Annotated in this window: 22 protein-coding genes and 2 pseudogenes; 6 read left to right on the top strand and 18 right to left on the bottom strand. The window is 73.3% G+C overall.

Going from position 1 to position 20,876, the window contains the following annotated elements; genetic code table 11:
- Nucleotides 1–154: 154 nt before the first annotated feature.
- Nucleotides 155–709, bottom strand: a pseudogene (locus ACTWO6_RS16975) (class I SAM-dependent methyltransferase); the annotation flags it as partial.
- 72 nt (nucleotides 710–781) lie between these two features.
- Nucleotides 782–1,738: pseudogene (locus tag ACTWO6_RS16970) on the bottom strand (NAD(P)/FAD-dependent oxidoreductase); the annotation flags it as partial.
- Between the two features lie 72 nt (nucleotides 1,739–1,810).
- On the opposite strand from ACTWO6_RS16970, the gene ACTWO6_RS16965 reads away from it, so the two are divergent.
- Together ACTWO6_RS16965 and ACTWO6_RS16960 are read left to right on the top strand one after the other, a co-directional pair.
- The gene (locus ACTWO6_RS16965; RefSeq protein ID WP_446214802.1) at nucleotides 1,811–2,392 is read left to right on the top strand and encodes a helix-turn-helix domain-containing protein; all 582 of its coding nucleotides are present in this window, start codon (nucleotides 1,811–1,813) and stop codon (nucleotides 2,390–2,392) included.
- Nucleotides 2,393–2,460: 68 nt separating this feature from the next.
- Complete coding sequence (locus tag ACTWO6_RS16960; RefSeq protein ID WP_446214801.1) at nucleotides 2,461–3,177, top strand: alpha/beta fold hydrolase; 717 nt, start codon at nucleotides 2,461–2,463, stop codon at nucleotides 3,175–3,177.
- A gap of 418 nt (nucleotides 3,178–3,595) precedes the next feature.
- On the opposite strand, the gene ACTWO6_RS16955 is transcribed toward ACTWO6_RS16960, so the two are convergent.
- From ACTWO6_RS16955 to kdd, 6 genes are all read right to left on the bottom strand, one after another.
- Nucleotides 3,596–4,930 (bottom strand): glutamate mutase L, encoded by a 1,335-nt coding sequence (locus ACTWO6_RS16955; RefSeq protein ID WP_446214800.1) that lies wholly within the window; start codon nucleotides 4,928–4,930, stop codon nucleotides 3,596–3,598.
- A complete protein-coding gene (gene kal, locus ACTWO6_RS16950) occupies nucleotides 4,927–5,319 on the bottom strand; it encodes a 3-aminobutyryl-CoA ammonia lyase (RefSeq protein ID WP_446214799.1) in 393 nt (130 codons plus the stop codon). Before kal ends, ACTWO6_RS16955 begins: the two co-directional genes overlap by 4 nt.
- Nucleotides 5,316–6,017, bottom strand: a complete 702-nt coding sequence (kamE, locus tag ACTWO6_RS16945) for a lysine 5,6-aminomutase subunit beta (RefSeq protein WP_446220685.1) — start codon at nucleotides 6,015–6,017, stop codon at nucleotides 5,316–5,318. The genes kal and kamE overlap by 4 nt, the downstream gene beginning before the upstream one ends.
- A 71-nt stretch (nucleotides 6,018–6,088) precedes the next feature.
- Nucleotides 6,089–7,651 (bottom strand): lysine 5,6-aminomutase subunit alpha, encoded by a 1,563-nt coding sequence (gene kamD, locus ACTWO6_RS16940; RefSeq protein WP_446214798.1) that lies wholly within the window; start codon nucleotides 7,649–7,651, stop codon nucleotides 6,089–6,091.
- Nucleotides 7,648–9,219: an amidohydrolase gene (locus ACTWO6_RS16935; protein WP_446214797.1), complete on the bottom strand. Its 1,572-nt coding sequence runs from the start codon at nucleotides 9,217–9,219 to the stop codon at nucleotides 7,648–7,650. The genes kamD and ACTWO6_RS16935 overlap by 4 nt, the downstream gene beginning before the upstream one ends.
- 5 nt (nucleotides 9,220–9,224) lie before the next feature.
- Nucleotides 9,225–10,286 carry an L-erythro-3,5-diaminohexanoate dehydrogenase gene (gene kdd, locus ACTWO6_RS16930; protein ID WP_446214796.1) on the bottom strand — a complete coding sequence of 354 codons (1,062 nt, stop codon included), beginning with the start codon at nucleotides 10,284–10,286 and terminating at the stop codon, nucleotides 9,225–9,227.
- A 143-nt stretch (nucleotides 10,287–10,429) separates the two neighbouring features.
- Here kdd and ACTWO6_RS16925 point away from each other — a divergent pair, with 143 nt between their 5' ends.
- Complete coding sequence (locus ACTWO6_RS16925; protein WP_446214795.1) at nucleotides 10,430–11,836, top strand: KamA family radical SAM protein; 1,407 nt, start codon at nucleotides 10,430–10,432, stop codon at nucleotides 11,834–11,836.
- A gap of 177 nt (nucleotides 11,837–12,013) precedes the next feature.
- On the opposite strand, the gene ACTWO6_RS16920 is transcribed toward ACTWO6_RS16925, so the two are convergent.
- The 4 genes from ACTWO6_RS16920 to ACTWO6_RS16905 form a co-directional block, all read right to left on the bottom strand.
- A complete protein-coding gene (locus ACTWO6_RS16920) occupies nucleotides 12,014–12,349 on the bottom strand; it encodes a YnfA family protein (RefSeq protein ID WP_446214794.1) in 336 nt (111 codons plus the stop codon).
- Between the two features lie 9 nt (nucleotides 12,350–12,358).
- Nucleotides 12,359–12,586: a MerR family transcriptional regulator gene (locus ACTWO6_RS16915; RefSeq protein ID WP_446214793.1), complete on the bottom strand. Its 228-nt coding sequence runs from the start codon at nucleotides 12,584–12,586 to the stop codon at nucleotides 12,359–12,361.
- Nucleotides 12,583–12,918 carry a hypothetical protein gene (locus ACTWO6_RS16910; protein WP_446214792.1) on the bottom strand — a complete coding sequence of 112 codons (336 nt, stop codon included), beginning with the start codon at nucleotides 12,916–12,918 and terminating at the stop codon, nucleotides 12,583–12,585. The genes ACTWO6_RS16915 and ACTWO6_RS16910 overlap by 4 nt, the downstream gene beginning before the upstream one ends.
- Before the next feature lie 89 nt (nucleotides 12,919–13,007).
- Entirely contained in the window at nucleotides 13,008–13,193 is a 186-nt protein-coding gene (locus ACTWO6_RS16905) for a CsbD family protein (RefSeq protein ID WP_130336231.1), read from the bottom strand.
- Nucleotides 13,194–13,365: 172 nt separating this feature from the next.
- Between ACTWO6_RS16905 and ACTWO6_RS16900 the strand changes: the two genes are divergently transcribed.
- Nucleotides 13,366–13,977, top strand: coding sequence for a histidine phosphatase family protein (locus ACTWO6_RS16900; RefSeq protein ID WP_446214791.1), 612 nt, complete (start codon nucleotides 13,366–13,368; stop codon nucleotides 13,975–13,977).
- Here ACTWO6_RS16900 and ACTWO6_RS16895 read toward each other — a convergent pair.
- The 6 genes from ACTWO6_RS16895 to ACTWO6_RS16870 all read right to left on the bottom strand — a co-directional run bounded on the left by ACTWO6_RS16895 (nucleotide 13,907) and on the right by ACTWO6_RS16870 (nucleotide 17,601).
- Complete coding sequence (locus ACTWO6_RS16895; protein ID WP_446214790.1) at nucleotides 13,907–14,413, bottom strand: Lrp/AsnC family transcriptional regulator; 507 nt, start codon at nucleotides 14,411–14,413, stop codon at nucleotides 13,907–13,909. The genes ACTWO6_RS16900 and ACTWO6_RS16895 overlap by 71 nt on opposite strands.
- 60 nt (nucleotides 14,414–14,473) lie before the next feature.
- Nucleotides 14,474–14,689: a DUF433 domain-containing protein gene (locus ACTWO6_RS16890; RefSeq protein ID WP_446214789.1), complete on the bottom strand. Its 216-nt coding sequence runs from the start codon at nucleotides 14,687–14,689 to the stop codon at nucleotides 14,474–14,476.
- Between the two features lie 9 nt (nucleotides 14,690–14,698).
- Nucleotides 14,699–15,844 (bottom strand): acyl-CoA dehydrogenase family protein, encoded by a 1,146-nt coding sequence (locus tag ACTWO6_RS16885; RefSeq protein ID WP_446214788.1) that lies wholly within the window; start codon nucleotides 15,842–15,844, stop codon nucleotides 14,699–14,701.
- On the bottom strand, nucleotides 15,841–16,956 hold the full coding sequence (locus ACTWO6_RS16880; RefSeq protein ID WP_446214787.1) for a M24 family metallopeptidase: 1,116 nt from the start codon (nucleotides 16,954–16,956) through the stop codon (nucleotides 15,841–15,843). The genes ACTWO6_RS16885 and ACTWO6_RS16880 overlap by 4 nt, the downstream gene beginning before the upstream one ends.
- Nucleotides 16,957–16,993: 37 nt before the next feature.
- The gene (locus tag ACTWO6_RS16875) at nucleotides 16,994–17,263 is read right to left on the bottom strand and encodes a glutaredoxin domain-containing protein (protein WP_446214786.1); all 270 of its coding nucleotides are present in this window, start codon (nucleotides 17,261–17,263) and stop codon (nucleotides 16,994–16,996) included.
- A gap of 185 nt (nucleotides 17,264–17,448) precedes the next feature.
- Entirely contained in the window at nucleotides 17,449–17,601 is a 153-nt protein-coding gene (locus ACTWO6_RS16870) for a hypothetical protein (RefSeq protein WP_446214785.1), read from the bottom strand.
- A 385-nt stretch (nucleotides 17,602–17,986) separates the two neighbouring features.
- Between ACTWO6_RS16870 and ACTWO6_RS16865 the strand changes: the two genes are divergently transcribed.
- Together ACTWO6_RS16865 and ACTWO6_RS16860 are read left to right on the top strand one after the other, a co-directional pair.
- The gene (locus ACTWO6_RS16865) at nucleotides 17,987–18,988 is read left to right on the top strand and encodes a LacI family DNA-binding transcriptional regulator (RefSeq protein WP_446214784.1); all 1,002 of its coding nucleotides are present in this window, start codon (nucleotides 17,987–17,989) and stop codon (nucleotides 18,986–18,988) included.
- A gap of 120 nt (nucleotides 18,989–19,108) precedes the next feature.
- Nucleotides 19,109–20,785 carry an ABC transporter substrate-binding protein gene (locus ACTWO6_RS16860; RefSeq protein WP_446214783.1) on the top strand — a complete coding sequence of 559 codons (1,677 nt, stop codon included), beginning with the start codon at nucleotides 19,109–19,111 and terminating at the stop codon, nucleotides 20,783–20,785.
- The last annotated feature ends 91 nt before the right edge of the window (nucleotides 20,786–20,876 follow it).

The raw sequence follows: 20,876 nt of genomic DNA, 5'->3' as shown, positions 1-20,876 counted from the left end.
GAAGGCTACCCGGCCAGCGCCGTCCGATGCCGCTCCGGTGGCTTGCCTTAGTCGGGCAGTGGGATCACCGGCAGGTCTCCGTCGCCGTACCGCAGTTCCCGGGTCAGGATCGCGCCGAAGGCCTGGCCGGCCCGGGACCGGCCGGCCGCCGGGTTCAGCCGCGGCGGCGCGCCACCAGCACGGCGTCGTGGATCGTGATGTCCCGCCCGTCGGGGTCCACCGCGGCACGCGGCCGGGCCTCGGCCACGCACACCTGCCAGACCCCGGAGTCGAGGGCGGACGCGACCTCTTCCGCGGTGTACATCATCTCGGGGAAGTGCATCCGGTGTGCGGTGGTCCGCAGGTCGGACGGGTGGTGCCCGACGATCAGCAGGGTGCCGCCCGGGGCGACCGCAGCGGCCAGCCGCGCGAACAGCTGCCGTCGCGCGTCGCCCGGCAGGTGCATGAACTGCGCCGACACGAGGTCGTAGCGGCCGGCGGCGGGCGGCTGGTCACGCAGGTCCGCCTGCGCCCAGGTGATCCGCGCGGCAACCGGCTCGCCGGCCGCCGCGGCGTGCGCCGCGGCCCGCCGCAGGGCGGTGTCGGCGATGTCGACCGCGGTGACCTGCCAGCCCCGCTGCGCGAGCCAGACGGCGTCGGCGCCCTCGCCGCAGCCGACGTCCAGCGCCCGGCCCGGGGCCAGGGCGGTGGCCTCGGCCACCAGCTGCGGGTTGGGCCGCCCGCTCCACACCGCCGGCCGGGCGCGGTAGCGCTCCTCCCAGGCGGCCCGCTCGAACATCGTGCTCAGGTCACGCCGGTGGCCGGCGACGGCGTCGTCGGTCTCCTCGGCGATCAGGTCGGCGTTGATCGCCGCGCCGGCCATCAACCCCGCCCCCGCCGCCGTGACCACCTGCGCGCGTACGTCGGCGACGTTGCCCGCCACCCACACGCCGGGCACGGCGGTGGCGCCGGTCGGGTCGGCGGGGATCTGCGCGCCGACGACGTGACCGGCCATCTCCACGTCGACCGGGGCCAGCCCGAGCGACTCCAGCACGCCCGCCCGCGCGGTGGCCCGGGCGGCCACCACCACGGCGTCGAGCGCGACCACCTCGCCGGAGGCCAGCCGCACCCCGGTGAGCGCGTCGCCGGTCACCTCCAGCGCGGCGACCGGGCCGTCGACGACGGAGATGCCGCGCGCGGCGAGCCGCTCGGCCTCCTCCGCCCCGGGCGCCGGGACGCCGTGCAGCAGCAGCGTCACGTGCGGGCTCCACTGCCGCCACAGCTGCGCCTGGTGCGCCGCGAGGGGCCCGGTGGCCAGCACCCCGATGCGCCGGTCGCGGACCTCCCAGCCGTGGCAGTACGGGCAGTGCAGCACGTCGCGTCCCCACCGCCCGGCCAGCCCGGGCACGTCGGGCAGCTCGTCGACCAGCCCGGTGGTGACCAGCAGCCGCCGGGCCCGTACGTCCCGCCCGTCATGCAGGCGCACCAGGAAGTCCGCACCGTCGCGGCGCACGTCCTCGGCCGTCCCGGCGACGAGCTGGCCGCCGTATCGGGTGACCTCGTCGCGGCCGGCGGCGAGCAGCTCGGCCGGCGGCGTGCCGTCGTGCCCGAGGAAGTTGTGCACCTGCCCGGCCGGCGCGTTGCGGGGTTGCCCCGCGTCGACCACGAGCACGGACCGGCGCGCCCGGGCCAGGGCCAGCGCCCCGGCGAGCCCGGCCGCCCCACCGCCGATCACCACCACGTCGTATCTGTCGTTCATCGTCGCCTCCGTCGCTGTCGTCGGTGCCCACCGTGCGCCCGACCCGGCTCAGCGGCAAGTAATGTTGCTGTTATGGCAAACGAGGAGTCGGCGGTGCTGGCCGCGGTGGGTCCCCGGCTGCGGGCCCTGCGCACCCGGCGCGAGGTCACGCTGGCCCAGCTCGCGGAGACCACCGGCATCTCGGTCAGCACCCTGTCCCGGCTGGAGTCCGGGCAGCGCCGGCCCACCCTGGAGCTGCTGCTGCCGCTCGCCCGGGCCCACCAGGTGCCCCTGGACGAGCTGGTCGGCGCACCCGCCACCGGCGACCCGCGGGTGCACCCGCGCCCGATCGTCCGCCACGGCATCACGTTCCTGCCGCTGACCCGCCGACCGGGTGGGCTGCAGGCCTTCAAGCAGATCTTCCCGCCGCACACCCCCGCCGAGCCGGAGCAGCAGACCCACGAGGGCTACGAGTGGCTGTACGTGCTGTCGGGTCGGATCCGGCTGCTGCTGGCCGAGCACGACCTGCTGCTGACCCCCGGGGAGGTCGCCGAGTTCGACACCCGGCTGCCGCACGCGGTCGCCAATCCGGACCCGCAGCCCGCGGAAGTCCTCGCCCTCTTCGGCCCGCAGGGCGAGCGACTGCACGTGCGGGCCCGCCCCACCGGCCGTTGACGGCGCGCGCGGCGCGGATCCGCCGGCGACCAGGCGGGATGTCGTACCCGGCTGGCACGGTGGGCGGCATGCGGGCAGACGGGCCGCCGACAGCGGCGACGACGTACGTGTTGATTCCGGGCGCCGGTGGCAGCGCCGAGTACTGGCGGCTGCTCGTCGACGAGCTGCGCCGGCGGGGGCGGGCGGCGGTGGCGGTGGACCTGCCGGCCGCCGACGAGCACGCCGCCCTGCCCGAGTACGCCGACACGGTCCGCGCGGCGGTCGACGGCCACCGCGACGTGACGCTGGTGGCCCAGTCGCTGGGGGCGTTCACCGCCCCGCTGGTGGCCGACCATCCGGCGGTGCGGCTGCTGGTGCTGGTCAACCCGATGATCCCCGCGCCCGGGGAGACCGCGGGCGACTGGTGGGCGGCCACCGGCCACGCGCCGGCCCGGGCCGCGTACGCGGCCGCGCAGGGCCGCGACCCGGACGCCGACGTGGACCTGGCGGTGGACTTCTTCCACGACGTGCCGGAGGAGGTGACCGCGCCGATGCTGGCGGCCGGCGGCTCGCCGGAGTCGCCGGCGGTGTTCACCCGGCCGAATCCGCTGCGCCGTTGGCCCGACGTGCCGACCCGGGTGGTGTCCGGCCGCGACGACCGGTTCTTCCCGCTGGAGTTCCAGCGGCGGCTGGCGCGGGAGCGGCTGGGCGTGGCGCCCGACGATCTGCCCGGCGGGCACCTGCTGGCGCTGAGCCAGCCTGCGCTGCTCGCCGACCGTCTGGAGGCGTACCGGCGGGAGGTGTGAGGCGGGAACGAAATCGGGGCGCGGCTCGCGCCGCGCCCCGATGCTCCCAGGCCCTTCCCGGCCGGTGGGGCGAGGATGAGCGACGCCGACCTTCGGACCGACCGGACGTGGACTGGCTGCCCCCGCCTGGCCGTTGTCTACTGGCCGTGCCCCTCACCCTGCCCGTACACCGGTAACCGCGGCCGGTTCGCGCCGCCCCGCCGACCCCCGCCCGCTGGACCTGGCCGCCGCGACGAAGTGCATCAGTGTCGCTCGGCCAGCGGACGAAGGGACGAAGCGAACAACAGCCGCTTCCCGTAGTAGGACTCAAAGACGGTACGTGTTGCACCCCGTCCGCTGTCAACCCGCCCGGGCCTGTCGTGTGTTGCGCCACGGCGTGTCGCGTCGGCGCGTCTCGATGCGGCGACCGTCGGTGCGCTCAGCGGTCCAGGTGGTGGCGCAGCAGCGCCCGCGCCGCCGTCGGATGGTCGGCGGCGAGCAGTCCACCGGCGGCCAGGACGTAGTCGACGTCGACGACGGGCCGGGCGGCGCGCGGCAGCGGCCAGCCGCCGGCGTGGTCGCCCAGCACCGCGCCCAGCACACCGGCGGCGTCGGTGGGCGCCGCGTGGCGCAGCACCCCGCCGGAGCCGACCAGCAGCCGCACGTCGCGCAGGTCCCGGCCGGCCCGTTCCCCGGTCGCCGCGCCGCGGGCGTGCCGGCGCAGCGCCACCGTGGCCGCGAGGGCGGCGATCCGGGCGTCGACGGCCCGGTCGGTGTCGTCGGCGGGCAGGAAGCCGGGGTCGGCGGCCCGTACCGCCGCCGCGGCGGCCAAGTCGTCCTCCTCGGCCGGGCCGAGGAGGCGTTCCTCGGCGGCGGCGCGCACCACGCCGGGGGCGCTCCACCGCATGCCCAGGTCCCCCTCGACGGTGCGGGCCCGCCACAGGGTGCCGGCGACCTCCCGCCCGGGCCCGGTGGCCCGCTCATCGGGGGTGAGCACCGAGTACACGTCGGTGGTGGCGCCGCCGACGTCGACGACGGCGAGGTCCCCGCCGAGTGCGTCGGCGAGGACCTCCACCCCGGTGAGCACCGCGTCGGGGGTGGCGGCCCGCACCAGCCGGGCGAAGCGGGTGCCGCGGGAGAGCCGTTTGCCGCCGATGACGTGGCGCAGGAACACCTCGCGGATCGCCGCCCGCGCCGACGCGGGGGCGAGCACGCCGATGCGGGGCAGCACGTTGTCGGCGACGGTCACCGGCACCTTCGCGACGGTGAGCACGGCGTGCAGGTCATCGCGGACGTCGCCGTTGCCGGCGAGCACCACGGGCACCCGCCAGCGGGCCTTCGCCAGCCGGGTGGCGTTGTGGGTGAGCGTGTCGGCGTCACCGCCGTCGGTGCCGCCGACCAGCAGCACCACGTCGGGACGGGCGGCGCGCAGCGCGGTCAGGTCGGCCGCACCGAGCCGACCGGCGGCCACGTGCACCACGTTCGCCCCGGCGGACAGGCCGACCCGCCGGCCGGCCTGCGCGGTCACCAGGGGCTCGTAGCCGATGACCGCGAGCCGCAGCCCACCGCCGGCGGACGAGCAGACGTACCAGGGCACGTCGGTCACGCCGAGCCGGGCGGTGGCCGCGCCGACGGCGGCGTCCAGGCCGTGCAGCACGTCCGTGCCGACGGTGGTGGGCGCCGACGCGGCCGCGACCAGCCGGCCGCCGTCGAGGTCGACCACCGCCGCCTTGGTGTACGTGGACCCGACGTCGGCGCAGACGGCGACGTTCACGCCGCCGGGGGTACGACCACCGTGCCGGTCGCGGTGACCGCCACGATCGGCTCCGCCAGGACCTCGGCGGCCGACTCCGACCTGTCCGGCCGGCCCCGGCAGACGACCCGGGCCGCGAAGTCGATGGTGCGGCTGCGGGTGCCCACCCGGGTCACCGTCGCGGTCACCTCGAGGACGTCGCCGGCCTTCATCGGCGCGGTGAACTGCACGTCGGAGTAGGAGGCGAAGAGCCCCTCGTCGCCGTCGGTGCGGATGCACACCTCGGTGGCGACGTCCCCGAACAGCCCCAGCGCGTACGCCCCGTCGACCAGGCTCCCCGCGTAGTGGGCGTGCGAGTACGGCACGTACCGGCGGTGGGTGACGGTCAGACCGACCCGGGAATCGCTCATGCTCTCGCCTTCTTGTTCGTGATCAGCGCGTGCACCAGGTAGCTGGCGACCTCGCCGGGGGTGGTGCCCCGGCCGAAGATCCGGTCCACGCCCAGCTCGTCGGTCAACGTCTCGTCGAACCGGGGCCCGCCGACGATCAGCAGCGGCCGCTTCCCGGCCGGCATGGCCTCCCGGAACGCCGCGGACATCTCCCGGGTGTTGTGCAGGTGCGCGTCGCGTTGGGTGACGACCTGCGACACCAGCACCGCGTCGGCCTTCTCAACCCGGGCGGCCTCCACCAGCTCCGGCACGCTGACCTGCGCGCCCAGGTTGGTGACCTTCAGCTCCCGGTAGTACTCCAGGCCCTTCTCGCCGGCGATGCCCTTGACGTTGAGGATCGCGTCGATGCCGACGGTGTGCGCGTCGGTGCCGATGCACGCCCCGACCACGGACAGCTTGCGCCGCAGCTGCTGCTTCACCACCGCGTTGACCTCCTTGGCCGACAGCAGCGGGAAGTCCCGCTCCACGACCTGCACGGCGGCCAGGTCCACCAGGTGGTTCACCCGCCCGTACACCACGAAGAAGGTGAACCCTTCGCTCATCGGCTTGGCGTGCACCAGCATCGCCGGGTCGATGCCCATCCTGTTGGCGAGCTGGATCGCCGCGCCCTCGGCCCGCTTGTCGTGCGGCACCGGCAGGGTGAACGACACCTGCACCATGCCGTCGCCGGTGGTGTCCCCGTACGGCCGGACGATCTTCTTCTCGGCGCCCGCGCCGGTCTCGACGGCGCTCACGCCTGCTGCCCTTCCAAGATGTCGGTGGCCGGGTTGTAGTAGTCGTCCTCGTGCATCGCGACCCCGTCGAGGCCCTTGCCCCGGTCCGCGGGCCGCTTCATGATCCCGAAGGTGCCCTCGGCGATGGCCGTGAGCAGCGACTGGTCCCCGATGCGCTCCAGCAGGTCCAGCGCCTCACCGAGCACCCGGTTGGCGCGCTGCTGGATGAACCCGCCGGGCGCGGGCACGAAGTCCTCGTGCAGCCCACCGGCGGCGCCGAGCACGTACCGGACGTTCTGCAGGGCGATGTCCCGGTCGGACAGCCACGGCGTCACCACCGCCTCGGTCATCATGCCGACCAGCAGGATGCCCTGCCCGGTCATGGTGCCGACCAGGTTGAAGAACCCGTCGAGCAGGTTGCCGCGGAACACGTCGCCGGTCATGTGCTTCGTCGGCGGCATCCACTTCAGCGGCGCGTCGGGGAACAGCTCCCGGGCCAGCAGCGCGTGCGCCAGCTCCAGCCGGAACGACTCCGGCACGTCCGGGTTGATCTCGAAGGCGTGCCCCAGCCCCAGCTGCCAGTCGGCCAGCCCGGCCTCGTGCGCGAAGTACTCGTTGAGCAGCTGCGACACCGTCACCGTGTGCGCCTCGTCGACGGCGTCGGCGGTGGTGAGGTAGTTGTCCTCACCGGTGTTGATGATGATCCCCGCCCGGGCGTGCACCTGCCGGGAGAACCGCTGGTCGACGAAGGTGCGGATCGGGTTGATGTCGCGGAACAGGATCCCGTACATCGAGTCGTTGAGCATCATGTCCAGCCGCTCCAGGCCGGCCAGGGTCGCCATCTCCGGCATGCACAGCCCCGACGCGTAGTTCGTCAGCCGCACGTACCGGCCCAGCTCCTTCGACGTCTCGTCCAGCGCCGCCCGCATCAGCCGGAAGTTCTCCTGCGTGGCGTACGTGCCGGCGAACCCCTCCCGGGTCGCCCCCTCCGGCACGTAGTCCAGCAACGACTGCCCCGTCGACCGGATCACCGCGATGACGTCCGCGCCGGCCCGGGCCGCGGCCTGCGCCTGCGGGATGTCCTCGTAGATGTCCCCGGTCGCCACGATCAGGTAGATCCACGGTCGCTGCTTCGGGTCCCCGTACCGCTTCACCAGGCGGTCCCGCTCGGCCCGGCGCCGGTCGACCTGCCGGATGCCCGCACCGACGGCCTTCCGGGCGGCCTTGCGCGCGGCGGTGGCCGCCTTGCCGGTCGGCTGCGCGAAGCGCACCGACCCGGCGGCGGCCTTCTGCGCCAGCAGCGTCACGTCGGTGATCTGCTCCCGGGTCAGGGCGTCGAAGACCGACGCCGCCACCCCGTGCCCCAGGCCCGTGTCGGCGACCACCGCGTCCACGAGGCGGTTCACCCACGGGATGCCGTCCGGGTCGGCGCCGGTCACCCCGGCCAGCCGCAGCACCGCCCGCTCCACCGACACGGTGGTGTGGCTGCGCGCCAGATCCACCACCGGCCGCCCGGCGCGGCGCGCCAACTCCCGCGCCCGCGCGACCAGCGCCGGATCCAGGTCAAGCTTGCCTGTCACGAAGACCCTTCCTCATAGATCACGTCACCGCGCAGCACCGTGGCCCGGCAGGTCGGCAGCGGCGTCGGGTCCGCCGGACCTCGCAGCTCCGGGTCCTCGGCCAGCAGCACCGGCAGTCCCCGGTCCACCCCGGCCAGGGTGGACCACACCGCGAACGTCGCCGGCGCGCCCAGCGCGAGCACACCCTCGTTGTCCAGGTGCACCGCCCGCCACCCGCCGCGGGTGTGCGCGGCGAACGCCGCCCGCACACTCATCCGCTGCGCCGCGTTGTGGTGCGCCGCCGCCGCCCGCACCGAACCCCACGGGTCCAGCGGCGTCACCGGCGAGTCCGACCCGAACGCCAACGCCACCCCGACCGAGTGCATCGCCCCCATCGGGTTCGACTCCAACGACCGGGAAAGACCCAGCCGCGACTCGTACATCCGGCCCGCGCCGCCCCACAGCCGGTCGAACGCCGGCTGCATGCTCGCCACGATCCCGTACTCCACGAACCCGGCGATCAGCCGCTTGTTCATGATCTCCGCGTGCTCGATGCGGTGCCGGGCCGCCCGCAGCCGATCCACGCCCAGCTTCTCGGCCGCCGCGGCGAAACCGTCCAGCACGGTGGAGATCGCCGCGTCGCCGATGGCGTGGAACCCGCCCTGCAGGCCGTGCGCCGCGCAGTCCAGCAGGTGGTCGCGCACCTGCTCCGCCGTGACGTAGCCGTGCCCGCACGATCCGGCGTCGCCGTCCAGGTACGGCTGCGACACGTGCGCCGTGCGCGACCCCAACGCCCCGTCGGCGTACAGGTCCCCACCGGCGCCCACCGCGCCCAACTCCCGGGCCTTCGCCGCGCCCAGCAGCTCACCCCAGTAGCCGTACACCTCCGGCACCCCGTCCCCGGAGATCGCCAGCAGGCCGGTGAAGTCCGCCTCGTCCGACGTGCCCGGCCCGCCGCACTCGTGCACCGCCGCGATCCCCAGCGACGCCGCGTGCCGCAACGCCGTGCGCTGCACCGCCGCCCGCTGCGCCGCCGACACCGACCCGAGCGCCACCTCCCGCACCACGTGGTGCGCGTCGCGGCGCAGCCAGCCCGACGCGTCGTAGCCGGACGCGGACACCACCTGCGGGCAGGCCGCCAGCAGCGCCGCCGACACCAGCGCCGAGTGGATCGACGCCTGCGACAGGTACACCCGCCGGCCGCCGGCCGCCCGGTCCAGCGCCGCCGCGCCCGGCAGGGTCTTGTCCGACCAGTTCGACTCGTCCCAGCCGTGCCCCAGCAGCACCGCGTCGGTCGGCAGGCCCGCCGCGAACGCCGACACCGCCTCCAGCAGCTCACCGGCCGAGTGCACCGCCGACAGGTCCAGGCCCGACAGGGCCAGACCGGTGTCGGTGGCGTGCACGTGGGCGTCCACGAACGCCGGCGTCACCAGCGCGCCGTCGAGGTCCACCACCCGGTCGGCGGCCGGGGCGTCCGCGGCGGCACCCAGCCAGGCGATCCGGCCGTCACGGACCAGCAGCGCCGTTGCGCTCGGGTCGGCCGGACAGTGCAGCACACCGCCGCGGTACAAGGTCGAGGGGTTCGTCATGGGGTTCAGTCTGCCGCCAACCGGGCTTCGAAGAGACGACGCACCCCCGGCTCGGAGCGCAGCAGCTCCAACGCCAACTCCGCGTGACCCGGCACGTACCCGTTGCCCACCAGCATCGTCACGTCCGCCGCCAGGCCCTCCGCGCCCAGGGCCGCCGCCGCGAAACTCGTCGCCATCGAGAAGAAGATCACCGTGCCGCCGTCCTCGGTGGCCAGGACCGCCCCGTGCTCGCAGCCCGGCACGTCCACGCAGACCACGGTCACGTCCGCCGGGGTACCCAGCGCGGTGGTCACCGCCGCCGACAGGCCCACCGGGTCGCGGGCGTCGGCCAACGCGACGTTCGTCGCCAGTCCGGCGCGCTCCAGCGCGTCGCGCTCGGCGGCCACCGGCACCACCCCGACGGTACGACCCGCGCCCGCCCGCCGCGCCGCGGCCAGCGACAGCGACCCGCTCTTGCCGGCGCCGCCGATCACCGCCACGCTCACCGGCCGCGGGTCACCCTCGCGCTGCCGCCGGGCAACGTGCTCGGCCACCACCCGCGCGGTCAGCGCCGGCGCCCCGCACACGTCCAGCACCGCCAGGGACAACTCCGGGTGCAGGTCGGCCGGCAGCACCGCCGCGATCGACCGGGCGAACAGGATCGCGTACCCGTCACAGGGCACCTGCTCGCTGCGCCCGTCCCAGCGGGCCAGGCCGTCGAGGATCATCAGCGGGGTCAGCGTCAGCGACACCAGGGTCGCCACCCGGTCGCCCGCCTTCAGCCCCAGCGGGGACCGCCGCCCGGCCTCCTCCACCGTGCCGATCAGCATGCCGCCCGACCCGGTCACCGGGTTCTGCATCTTCCCCCGGGTCGAGATGATCTCCAGCACCTCGGCGCGGACCTTCTCCCCGTCGCCGCCGTGCTTCTCCGACAGCTGCCGGAAGCTCGCCGCGTCCAGGTTCAGCCGCTCCACCCGGATGCGGACCTCGTTCGCCGCGATCCGCGGGTCGGCGTCCAGCCGCCAGGCCGCCTGCGGCAGCACCCCCGCCGGTTCCACGACGCGGTGCAGACCCACCGGTGACGTCACGCCGACCCCCTACCTCCAGCCGCCCGAAGCCCTGGCTAGGACTCGCGTCGCGGGAAAACTTACGGCAGACTAATTTCTTTACCGGATATTTTCCAGTAGCCTTCGGGATCGCTGATCAACCCGCACAGGAACGAGGAGGGGCCGTGACCCAGACCCAACCGGTTGAGACCATCCCTCAACCCCGTCACGCCCCGGTCGCCGTACCGACCGCCGGGCAGCCGTACGAATACCGCCGCAGCCCCCTGGTCGAACCCGACTGGACCCGCTTCCCCGGCTGGCGCCACGTCACCCGGGAGCAGTGGGAGAACGCCCAGTGGCAGCGGGTCAACTGCGTCAAGAACATCAAGCAGCTGCGCACCGTCCTCGGCGACCTCGTCGACGAGTCCTTCTACGCCGACCTCGAGGCCGACCAGAAGGCCCTGGCCACCATGTCGATGCTGGTGCCGCCGCAGATGATCAACACGATGGTGCCGTTCGCGCCGATGACCACCGAGGCGTTCCTCGCCGACCCCATCCGGCGCTACATGATCCCCGTCGCCTCCGACCGGCGCACCGACTGGCCGTCCCACCCCTACGCCAGCCGCGACTCGCTGCACGAGCACGACATGTGGGTCGCCGAAGGCCTCACCCACCGCTACCCCACCAAGGTCCTCGCCGAGCTGCTCTCCACCTGCCCGCAGTACTGCGGGCACTGCACCCGGATGGACCTCGTCGGCAACTCCACCCCCGCCGTCGACAAGCTCAAGCTCACCCTCAAGCCCGTCGACCGGTACGACGCCCACATCAGCTACCTCAAGGCCCACCCCGGCGTCCGCGACGTCGTCGTCTCCGGCGGTGACGTGGCCAACGTGCCGTGGAAGAACCTCGAGTCGTACCTGATGCGGCTGCTGGAACTGGAGACCGTCCGCGACATCCGGCTCGCCACCAAGGCCCTCATGGGCCTGCCCCAGCACTGGCTCCAGCACGACGTCGTCGAGGGCCTGGAGCGCGTCGCCCGCACCGCCTCCCGCCGCGGCGTCAACCTCGCCATCCACACCCACGTCAACCACGCCCAGTCGCTCACCCCGCTGGTCGCCAAGGCCGCCCAGACCGCCCTCGACGTCGGCGTCCGCGACGTCCGCAACCAGGGCGTGCTCATGCGCGGCGTCAACGCCACCACCCCCGACCTGCTCGACCTCTGCTTCGCCCTCCAAGGCGAAGCGGGCATCCTGCCGTACTACTTCTACATGTGCGACATGATCCCCAACGCCGAACACTGGCGGGTCCCGGTCTGGCACGCCCAGCAGCTCCAGCACGACATCATGGGCTACCTGCCCGGCTACGCCACCCCGCGGATCGTCTGCGACGTCCCCTTCGTCGGCAAGCGCTGGGTGCACATGCTCACCGAGTACGACCGCGAACGCGGCATCTCCTACTGGACCAAGAACTACCGCACCTCGATCGAGTCCGCCGACCTGGAAGCGCTCAACAAGCGCTATGCCTACTACGACCCGATCGACACCCTGCCCGAGTCCGGCCAGCAGTGGTGGGCCGACCACCGCAACGACTGACCCGAACAACCGTCGCCCGGCACCCCGCAGGTGCCGGGCGACGCGTTTCTCCCGCCCCGCCACCACCCACGCCCGGGCGCACTAACGTCCGATCCCATGAGCCCGACCGACCCCGAGACGGCGCAACGGGTCACCACGGTCGCCGACGCCCGCCGCCGCACGACCGCGACCTAGCGGTCAGCCGCCCCGCGGCACGTACATGATGACGGCGACGCCGAGCAGGCAGATCGCCGCGCCGACGACGTCCCAGCGGTCCGGCCGGAAGCCGTCCACCAGCACTCCCCAGGCAAGCGACCCGGCCACGAACACACCCCCGTACGCGGCCAGGATCCGACCGAAGTGCGGGTCCGGCTGGAACGTCGCCACGAACCCGTACGCCCCCAGCGCCAGCACGCCCGCCGCGATCCACCACAGCCCCCGGTGCTCCCGCCATCCCTGCCACACCAGCCACGCGCCACCGATCTCGGCCAGCGCGGCCAGCACGAACAGCAGCAGCGAACGGGCGACGGTCATCCCGGGAGGCTACCCAGCGGCGCCCGTCGACCCGGTCGACTCCCCACCCAGGGTGAACCCCAACCGCTGGGCCGCCTTGATCACCCGCAGCACCGTGACCACCTCGGCCGGATAGCGGCGGTGCCCGCCCAGGCTGCGATCCGGCGCGGCCAGCAGACCGCGCCGCTCGTAGTACCGCAGGGTCTGCGGGTGCACCCCGGCCGCCGCGGCCACCGCACCACTGCGCAGCAGATTCACCGCACCGTCCCCCGATGTCCCGCCCGGTCGGTGAGCCCGTCCAGGACGGTCTCGTGCCCGACCGGAACCCGCACGTCCACCAGCACGGCGTCGTCCGTGGTCGAGATCAGGAAGGTGAAGAAGGAGCAGCAGTCAGATTCCCGCTCGATCAGGTCACGGACCACCGCTGCGCTGCTTACGGCAAACTCCCAGCGCGCTGCGGTCGACGACAGCCGCGTCTGACCGCGTAGCGCCGTCGTGAACAGCTCGTCGAACTCGGCCACCCGCAGCGGCCGCTCCGCCGTCGGCAGGGTGCACACCTCGGGCACCCACTCCTCGTCATCCGGGCTCATACCTAGACGGTAAGCCCGTACCCAGGTACCGGATGCAAGCCCGGCACGCGGCGGCGGGCCCCCGGATCGGGAGCCCGCCGCCGCGCGGGTTACCTGTCGAAGGACTGCCGGCCGGCCTGCTTTGCCTGCTCGCCGCCCTGCCGGGCCCGCGCCGTGCTCTGCTCGGTGGCGCCCTCCGCCCGCAACCGTTCGTTGTCGGTGGCCTCGCCGATCCGCTCCTTCGCGACTCCGCTCAGCTCCTGGGCCTTGTTCTTCGCCTTCTCGGTGAAGCTCATCGAGGACTCCCTCCGCTGCGGCGGTGCTCGGGGCCGTGCGGCCCGCTCCCCCGTGCGTCCCCGGCTCCCCGTGGGCGAAACGCCTGGCGGTTCGGTGGCGGCCGGCACCACCGCTAAGGCGTCCTAGGACACTAGGTGAACGGGGAAAGCCTCCGGCTGGTTAACTGGCCGAATGGGAGAGATCCTGCTGATCCGGCACGGCGAGACCACCTGGAGCGCCACCCACCGGCACACCTCGTACACCGACCTGGAGCTCACCCCCGACGGCGAGCGGCAGGCCCGCGCGCTCGGGGTGATGCTCGCCGGCCGGCGGTTCGTCCGGGTGCTGTCCAGCCCCCGGCAGCGGGCCCTGCGCACCGCGCAGCTCGCCGGCCTCAAGGTCGACGCCACCGACCCCGACCTCGCCGAGTGGAACTACGGCGAGTACGAGGGACGCACCACCGCGGACATCCAGGAGGACCGGCCGCACTGGAACATCTGGACCGACGGCTGCCCCGGCGGCGAGTCACCGCCGCAGGTCGGCGAACGCCTCGACCGGGTGCTCGCCCGGGTCACTCCCCTGCTCGACCGGGGCAACGTCGGCCTGGTCGGCCACGGACACAGCCTGCGGGTGCTCGGCGCCCGCTGGATCGGCCTGCCGCCGTCGGCCGGCGCCCGGCTGCGGCTGGACACCGCCACCGTCAGCGTGCTCGGTCACGAGCACGGGCGGCAGGTCATCCAGCGTTGGAACCAGCCGTCTCCGCCGCCGCCCGGGACCGACCCCGTCCCGGGAACTCGGCACTGATCTTCGGCGGCCGGTTCTCGTACGGCGTGGAGAGCACCACGGTGGTGCGGGTGGTGACGTTCGCGGAGGTCCGGATCTCCTGCAGCACCCGCTCCAGGTCCGTCGGGCTGGCCACCCGCACCAGCAGCAGGTAGAAGTCCTCCCCCGCCACCGAGTAGCACGAGTCAATCTCCGGCAGGTGGGCCAGCCGCTCCGGCGCGTCGTCCGGCTGCGACGGGTCGAACGGCCGGATCGCCACGAACGCCGTCAGCGGCAGGTCCAGCGCCTCGAAGGAGACGCGGGCGGCGTACCCCTTGATGACGCCGCGCTGCTCCAGCCGGCGGACCCGCTGATGCACCGCGGACACCGACAGACCCACCTTCTCGGCCAGGTCCGTGTACGACAGCCGACCGTCCCCGGTCAGCGCGGCGACGATGGCGCGGTCGATCTCCTCCACGCGGTGCAACCTACCTGGAAAAGCGCTGCGGTGCCGTACCGGGCCCGCCGGGCGGGACGCTCAGCGGGCCGTGCGGTCGCGCACCGCGTCCGCCGCGTAGTTCAGCACCTCCGCCATGTCCTCCTCGTCGAGGAAGGGCAGGTCGGTGAGGATGTCCGTGACGGACATCCCCTCGGCCATCATCGCCAGCAACGTGGCGACCGGGATCCGCGACTGCCGGACGCAGGGCGCACCCCCCATGACGTCGGAGTCGACGGTGATCCGCGGGAAGGCCATCGGCACAGGCTAGTGGCCCTTGGCCAGGGCGCGGGAGATGACCAGGCGCTGGATCTGGTTGGTGCCCTCGACGATCTGGAGCACCTTGGCCTCCCGCATGTACCGCTCGACCGGGTGGTCGGCGACGTAGCCGGCGCCGCCGAGCACCTGCACCGCGTCGGTGGTCACCCGCATCGCCATGTCGGTGGCGAAGAGCTTCGCCTTCGCCGCCTCGATGGAGTACGGCCGGCCGGCGTCGCGCAGCCGCGCGGCCGCGAGGGTCAGCGCCCGGGCGGCGGAGATCTGGGTGGCCGCGTCGGCGAGGCTGAACCCGAGCCCCTGGAAGTCGATGATCGCGCGGCCGAACTGCTGCCGCTCCTTGGCGTACCCGACCGCGTAGTCCAGGGCGGCCTGGGCCAGCCCGACCGCGCAGGCGGCGATGCCGAGGCGGCCGGAGTCCAGGGCGGACATGGCGATGGTGAAGCCCATCCCCTCGCCGCCGATCAGCCGGTCGGCGGGCACCCGGGCGTCGTCGAAGGCGATCTGCGCGACCGGTGAGGCGTGCAGCCCCATGGTCCGCTCGGCGGCCTGCGGGTGGATGCCGGGCGTGGCCCGGTCCGCCAGGAGACAGGAGATGCCCTTCGGGCCGGGGCCGCCGGTACGGCAGAAGATGTTGTAGAAGTCGGCGACCCGGGCGTGGGTGATCCACGCCTTGGTGCCGGAGACGACGTACGCGTCGCCGTCACGGACCGCCTTCGTGGTCAGCGCCGCCGCGTCGGAGCCGCCCTGCGGCTCGGAGAGGCAGTACGCCCCCAGCAGCTCCCCGCCGATCATGTCGGGCAGCAGCTTGCGCTGCTCGTCGGTGCCGAACTGGGCCACCGGGTAGCAGGACAGGGTGTGCACGCTGACCGCCTCGGCGACGGCGAGCCAGCGGCTGGCCAGGATCTCCAGCACCTGGAGGTACACCTCGTACGGCTGGGCGGCGCCGCCGTGCTCCTCGGCGTACGGCAGGCCGAGCAGGCCGGCCCGGCCGAGGGTGCGCAGCACCTCGCGGGGGAACTCGGCGCGCTCCTCGAAGCCGGCGGCCTTCGGCGCGAGCTCCCGGTCGGCGAGCTCCGTGGCGAGGTCCAGCAGGTCGTGGGCCTCGTCGGTGGGGAGGATCCGGTCGACAGTCATAGCGCGATGAGCTCCGTGGGGGTGGTGTTGAGCCGTTGCACGCCGTCCGTGGTGCACACGACGATGTCCTCGATCCGGGCGCCGTGCCGCCCGGCCAGGTAGATGCCGGGTTCGATGGAGAACGCCATGCCGGCCTCCAACGGACGGGGGTTGCCGGCGACGACGTACGGCTCCTCATGCCCGTCCAGGCCGATGCCGTGGCCGGTGCGGTGCAGGAAGGCGTCGCCGTAGCCGGCGGCGGCGATGAGGTCGCGGGCCACCGCGTCGACCGCCTCCGCGGTCATCCCGGGGCGGACGGCGTCGACCGCCGCGCGCTGCGCCTCGTGCAGCACCCCGTAGTAGTCGGTGAACTCGGCCGGGGCGGGGCCGCCGGCGACGTAGGTACGGGTGCAGTCGGAGCGGTAGCCCGACGGCATGGTGCCGCCGATGTCGACCACCACCGGCTCGCCGGCGCCGATCGGCCGGTCCGAGGTGCCGTGGTGCGGGCTGGCGCCGTTCGGCCCGGCGGCGACGATGACGAAGTCGACGGTCACATGGCCGGCGGCGCGGATCGCGGCGGCGATGTCCGTGGCCACCTCGGCCTCGGTACGGCCGGGGCGCAGCCACTCCCCCATCCTGGTGTGCACCGCGTCGATCGCCGCGCCGGCCTCGGCCAGGGCGGCCACCTCGGCGGGCGACTTGCGGATCCGCAGCTCGCCCAGCACCTCGCCGGCGAGCCGCTGGGCGGCGTCGGGCAGCGTGGCGCGCAGCGCGAGGACCTGCTCGGCCCACATCCGGTCGGCCAGGCCGACGGCCCTCACCGGGCCGGGCAGCGCCGCGCGGAGCAGCGGGTACGGGTCGGTGCCGTCGGCGTGGTCGACGATGCGCAGGCCGGTGGCCGGCGCGGGGGACGCCTCGGCGGCCGGGCGCTCCAGGACCGGCACGATCAGCGTCGGCTCGCCCTCGGCCGGCAGCACCAGGCAGGTCAGCCGCTCCCCCGCGTGGGCGTCGTACCCGGTCAGGTAGCGCAGGTCGGAGCCGGGGGTGAGCAGCAGCGCGTCCAGCCCCGCGGCGGCGGTGGCGCGTTGCGCGGCGGCCAGCCGCTCGGCCGGGTACAGCTCGTCGGTTCCCACCCGCCCAGCTTAACGGTCGTTTGGGCGGCGGCGTAGCTCAGGCCAGCAGATGCGGGGCGTGCTCCCGGACCGCCGCCCGCAGCCGGCGCAGCGACGGGTTGACCAGCGGGTGTCCGGCGACGGTCACCGTCGGGACCGTCTCGTTGCCGTCGGCGACCGAGCGGACGAACGCGGCGGCGTCGGGATCCCGCCAGATGTTGACCGCCCGGTACGGCAGCCGGGCGAAGCGCAGCTTCACCCAGAGCTTCAGGCAGTACGTGCACATCGGCCGCCAGTACAGGACGACACCGTCCCGGTCCTGCTCCATCGGGCCCCTCCCAGCTATGGCGCGCCGGCGGCGCCGCAGCCCAGCCTGCCAGGCCGGGTCGACCGACGGTCCCTGCGGGAGTGCCGCACCAGGGGGCGCCCCGATCAGCGGCGACGGCACCGGCCGATCATGTGCAGGTAGCCACACGGCTGCATCTCCCGTCACGATTGGCGCACCTTGACGACCTACGGTGCGGACGCCCTGAGGAACGCCTCCCGGTCCAGGTCGCGCCGCAGGCCGCGGTTCGGGCGGGGCGCGATCAGCAGCGCCCGCCCTTGCGCAGTCAACTCTTCGCGGTGCCTGCCCACCGCCGGCAGGGCTTCGTCGTCGGTCCACACCAACCACCTGCCAGCGGCCAGCACGGCGCGGCGCGGCGCGGCGGCCGGCTTCAACGGCCGGCAGGCGGACCCTCGCGGCATCTGGTCGGCGGTGATCGCCCGCGCCAGCGCGGGCAGCCGCGCCGCGCACGCGGATCGGGCGACGCAATGCCGCTCGGGACATCCAGGCTGCTCAGCCGCCCTCTGCCCACCCGCCGCCGGGAGCCCGCGGGATCCGTGCGGCACACATCCTGGCCCGGCACTTCTTTGACGACTTGAAGTAAGCCGTGTTTTGTTACGTCCCCGTTATTGACGTGACCGCAGCCACTTCGATTGACTGCGACGGAACCGCTTCCGCAACCGGTTCCGCAACACGCCTTCAATCCCTGCGACCCGGGAGCGTCACGTGCCGATCACCATCGCCGACGTTGCCACCCGGGCGGGCGTGAGCAAGACGACCGTCTCCCGGGTGCTCAACGGCAAGGGCGAGGTGGACGGCCGGACCGCGGACCGGGTGCGGGCGGTCATCACCGACCTGGGCTACGTGCCGAGCGCCCGCGCGGTCGGCCTGGCCCGGGGGCGTACCCGGGTGGTCGGCATGCTGGTGCCGGCGCTCACCTGGCCCTGGATGGGCGAGGTGCTCCAGGGGGCGGTCGACGCGGTCGAGTCGGAGGGGTACGGCCTCCTGCTGTTCACCTGCAACCGGGGCGACGAGTCGATGCGGCGGTTCGCCTCCCAGGTCTCCGCGAAGTCCTTCGACGGCCTGCTGGTGGTCGAGCCGGAGGGCACCCTGGACTACATCACCGCCCTGCACCAGCGGGGCCTGCCGGTCGTGCTCATCGACGACCGCAGCCACCAGCCCGGCTTCCCCTCGGTCCGCACCACCAACGAGTCCGGCGCCGCCGCCGCGGCGGCACACCTGTTGGCCCTCGGGCGACGACGCCCGTTGGTCGTCACCGGCCTGAGCCGCTTCGGCTGCACCCGCGAGCGGCTCGACGGCTTTGCCCACGGCTACGCCGACGCGGGCCTGCCAATCGACCCGGCCCTCATCGTGGAGGGCGACTTCACCTTCGAGTGTGGCCGGTTTGCGGTCGAACGCCTGCTCGCCGCCGGCGTGCCGTTCGACGCCGTGTTCGCCCACAACGACCTGTCCGCCGCCGGGGCCCTCCAAGCGCTGCGCGACGCCGGACTGCGCGTACCGGACGACGTGGCAGTCGTCGGCTTCGACGACCTGCCCCTGGCCGGGCACACCCACCCGCCGCTGACCTCCGTACGCCAGCCGTTGCGGGAGATGGGAGCGGCCGCCGCCCGCACCCTCATCTCCCACCTCGCCGGCACGCCGCTGCCCGACACGCCAACCATCATCCCCACCAGTTTCACCGTCCGCGCCTCGACCAGCACCACCTGACCCCTCCACCGCTTATCCACCACCCACACCGGCGGGCAGGTGCCCACCGGTGGCAACACCGCACACCCTCCATCCACCACATCCCGCTCGAGGATCGCGGGAACACCGAGGGAGACCTCCATGAGAAGAAGGCAGTTACTCGCCGTCGCGCTGGCCGGCGCAATGGCCACCGCCCTGGCCGCATGCGGCGACAGCCCGAACGCCAACAAGAAGAACGGCCAGGCGGCCACCGTGCTGAACGTCGGCATGCCGAACGGCCCGCAGGCCGAGAACAACAACCCGTTCCTCACCACGTCCGCCGCGGCCTCGCTGGGCTACCGCTGGCAGATCTTCGAGCCCTTGATGATGTGGAATCCGGTCAAGCCGGCCGACCCGTTCAAGCCGTGGCTGGCGACCAAGGCCGAGTGGTCGCCGGACTACACCTCGGTCAAGGTCACCATTCGCGACAACGCCACCTGGTCGGACGGGCAGAAGGTCACGGCCGAGGACGTCGCGTTCACCTACAACCTGGTCAAGAAGTACCCGGCGCTCAACGACCAGGGCGTGCCCTACACGGACGCGACCGCCAGCGGCAACGAGGTCACGATCAAGATGGCCAGCCCGCAGTTCGTCAACCAGCAGAAGGTGCTGTGGCGGGTGCCGATCGTGCCCAAGCACCTCTGGGAGAAGATCAGCGACCCGACGACCGACCCCGTCAAGCAGCCGGTCGGCAGCGGCCCGTACACCCTGAAGTCGTTCACCCCGGCCACCACGACCCTGACCGCGCGTGACAGCGGCTACTGGCAGGACCTGCCGAAGGTCAAGGAGCTGCGCTTCACGTCGTACACGGACAACAGCGCGCAGACCACCGCCCTCGCCAACGGCGAGTCGGAGTGGAGCTTCGTCTTCATCCCGAACGTCCAAGCCGTCTTCGTCGCCAAGGACCAGGCGCACCACAAGGTGTGGGCGCCGCCGGTCCTGGGCATCCACGGGCTCTACCTCAACACCACGAAGAAGCCGTTCGACGACCCGGCACTGCGCCGCGCAATGAACATGGTCATCGACCGCGAAGACATCTTCACCACGGCGGAAGCCGGGTACTTCCACCCGCTGGTGAAGAGCGTGACCGGTCTGCCCAGCCCCGCCGGTGACTCGTTCGTCGCGCCGGAGTTCAAGGGCCAGGAGCACAAGGTCGACGTCGAGGGCGCCAAGGCGCTGCTCACCGGCGCCGGCTACAAGCTCGACGGCAACACCCTCAAGGACAAGACCGGCAAGGCCGTCACGGTGAAGCTGACGGACCCGGCCGGTTGGTCCGACTACCAGACCAGCCTCGAGATCGTGAAGGACAACCTGTCGAAGATCGGCATCGCCGCGACGGTCGACAAGGCCAACCAGGACGCCTGGTTCCGCAACGTCGAGCAGGGCAACTTCGAGGCGACCTTCCGGTGGACCGAGGGCGGCGCCACGCCGTACGACATCTACCGGACCGTGATGGACGGCCGGCAGCTCAAGCCCATCGGCACCGCCTCCCCCGCCGGCAACTTCGGCCGCTTCAACAGCAAGCAGGCGACGGACGCCCTGGTCGCCTATGCGAACGCGACCGACGACGCCGCCCGAACCACCGCGATGAACACCCTGCAGAAGGTCTTCGTCGAGCAGATGCCGATGATCCCGGTCGGCGCCGACAACATCGGTGGCGCGTACAGCACGAAGAACTGGACCGGCTGGCCCGACGACTCGAACCCGTACGGCGCCATGCAGCCCACCCAGCCCAACGCGCTGGACGTGGTGCTGCACCTCAAGCCCGCCGGTAGCTGACACCCGGCACCGCCTCCCCGGTCGGCCACGGCCGACCGGGGAGGCGGAACTCACCCCTCAAATCGGTACCCGTCACCTTCGGGTGACACGG

It is taken from the genome of Micromonospora sp. IBHARD004 (assembly GCF_052814115.1).
The sequence above is the reverse complement of the archived record's forward strand: the minus strand, read 5'-3'. Positions and strand labels throughout refer to the sequence as shown.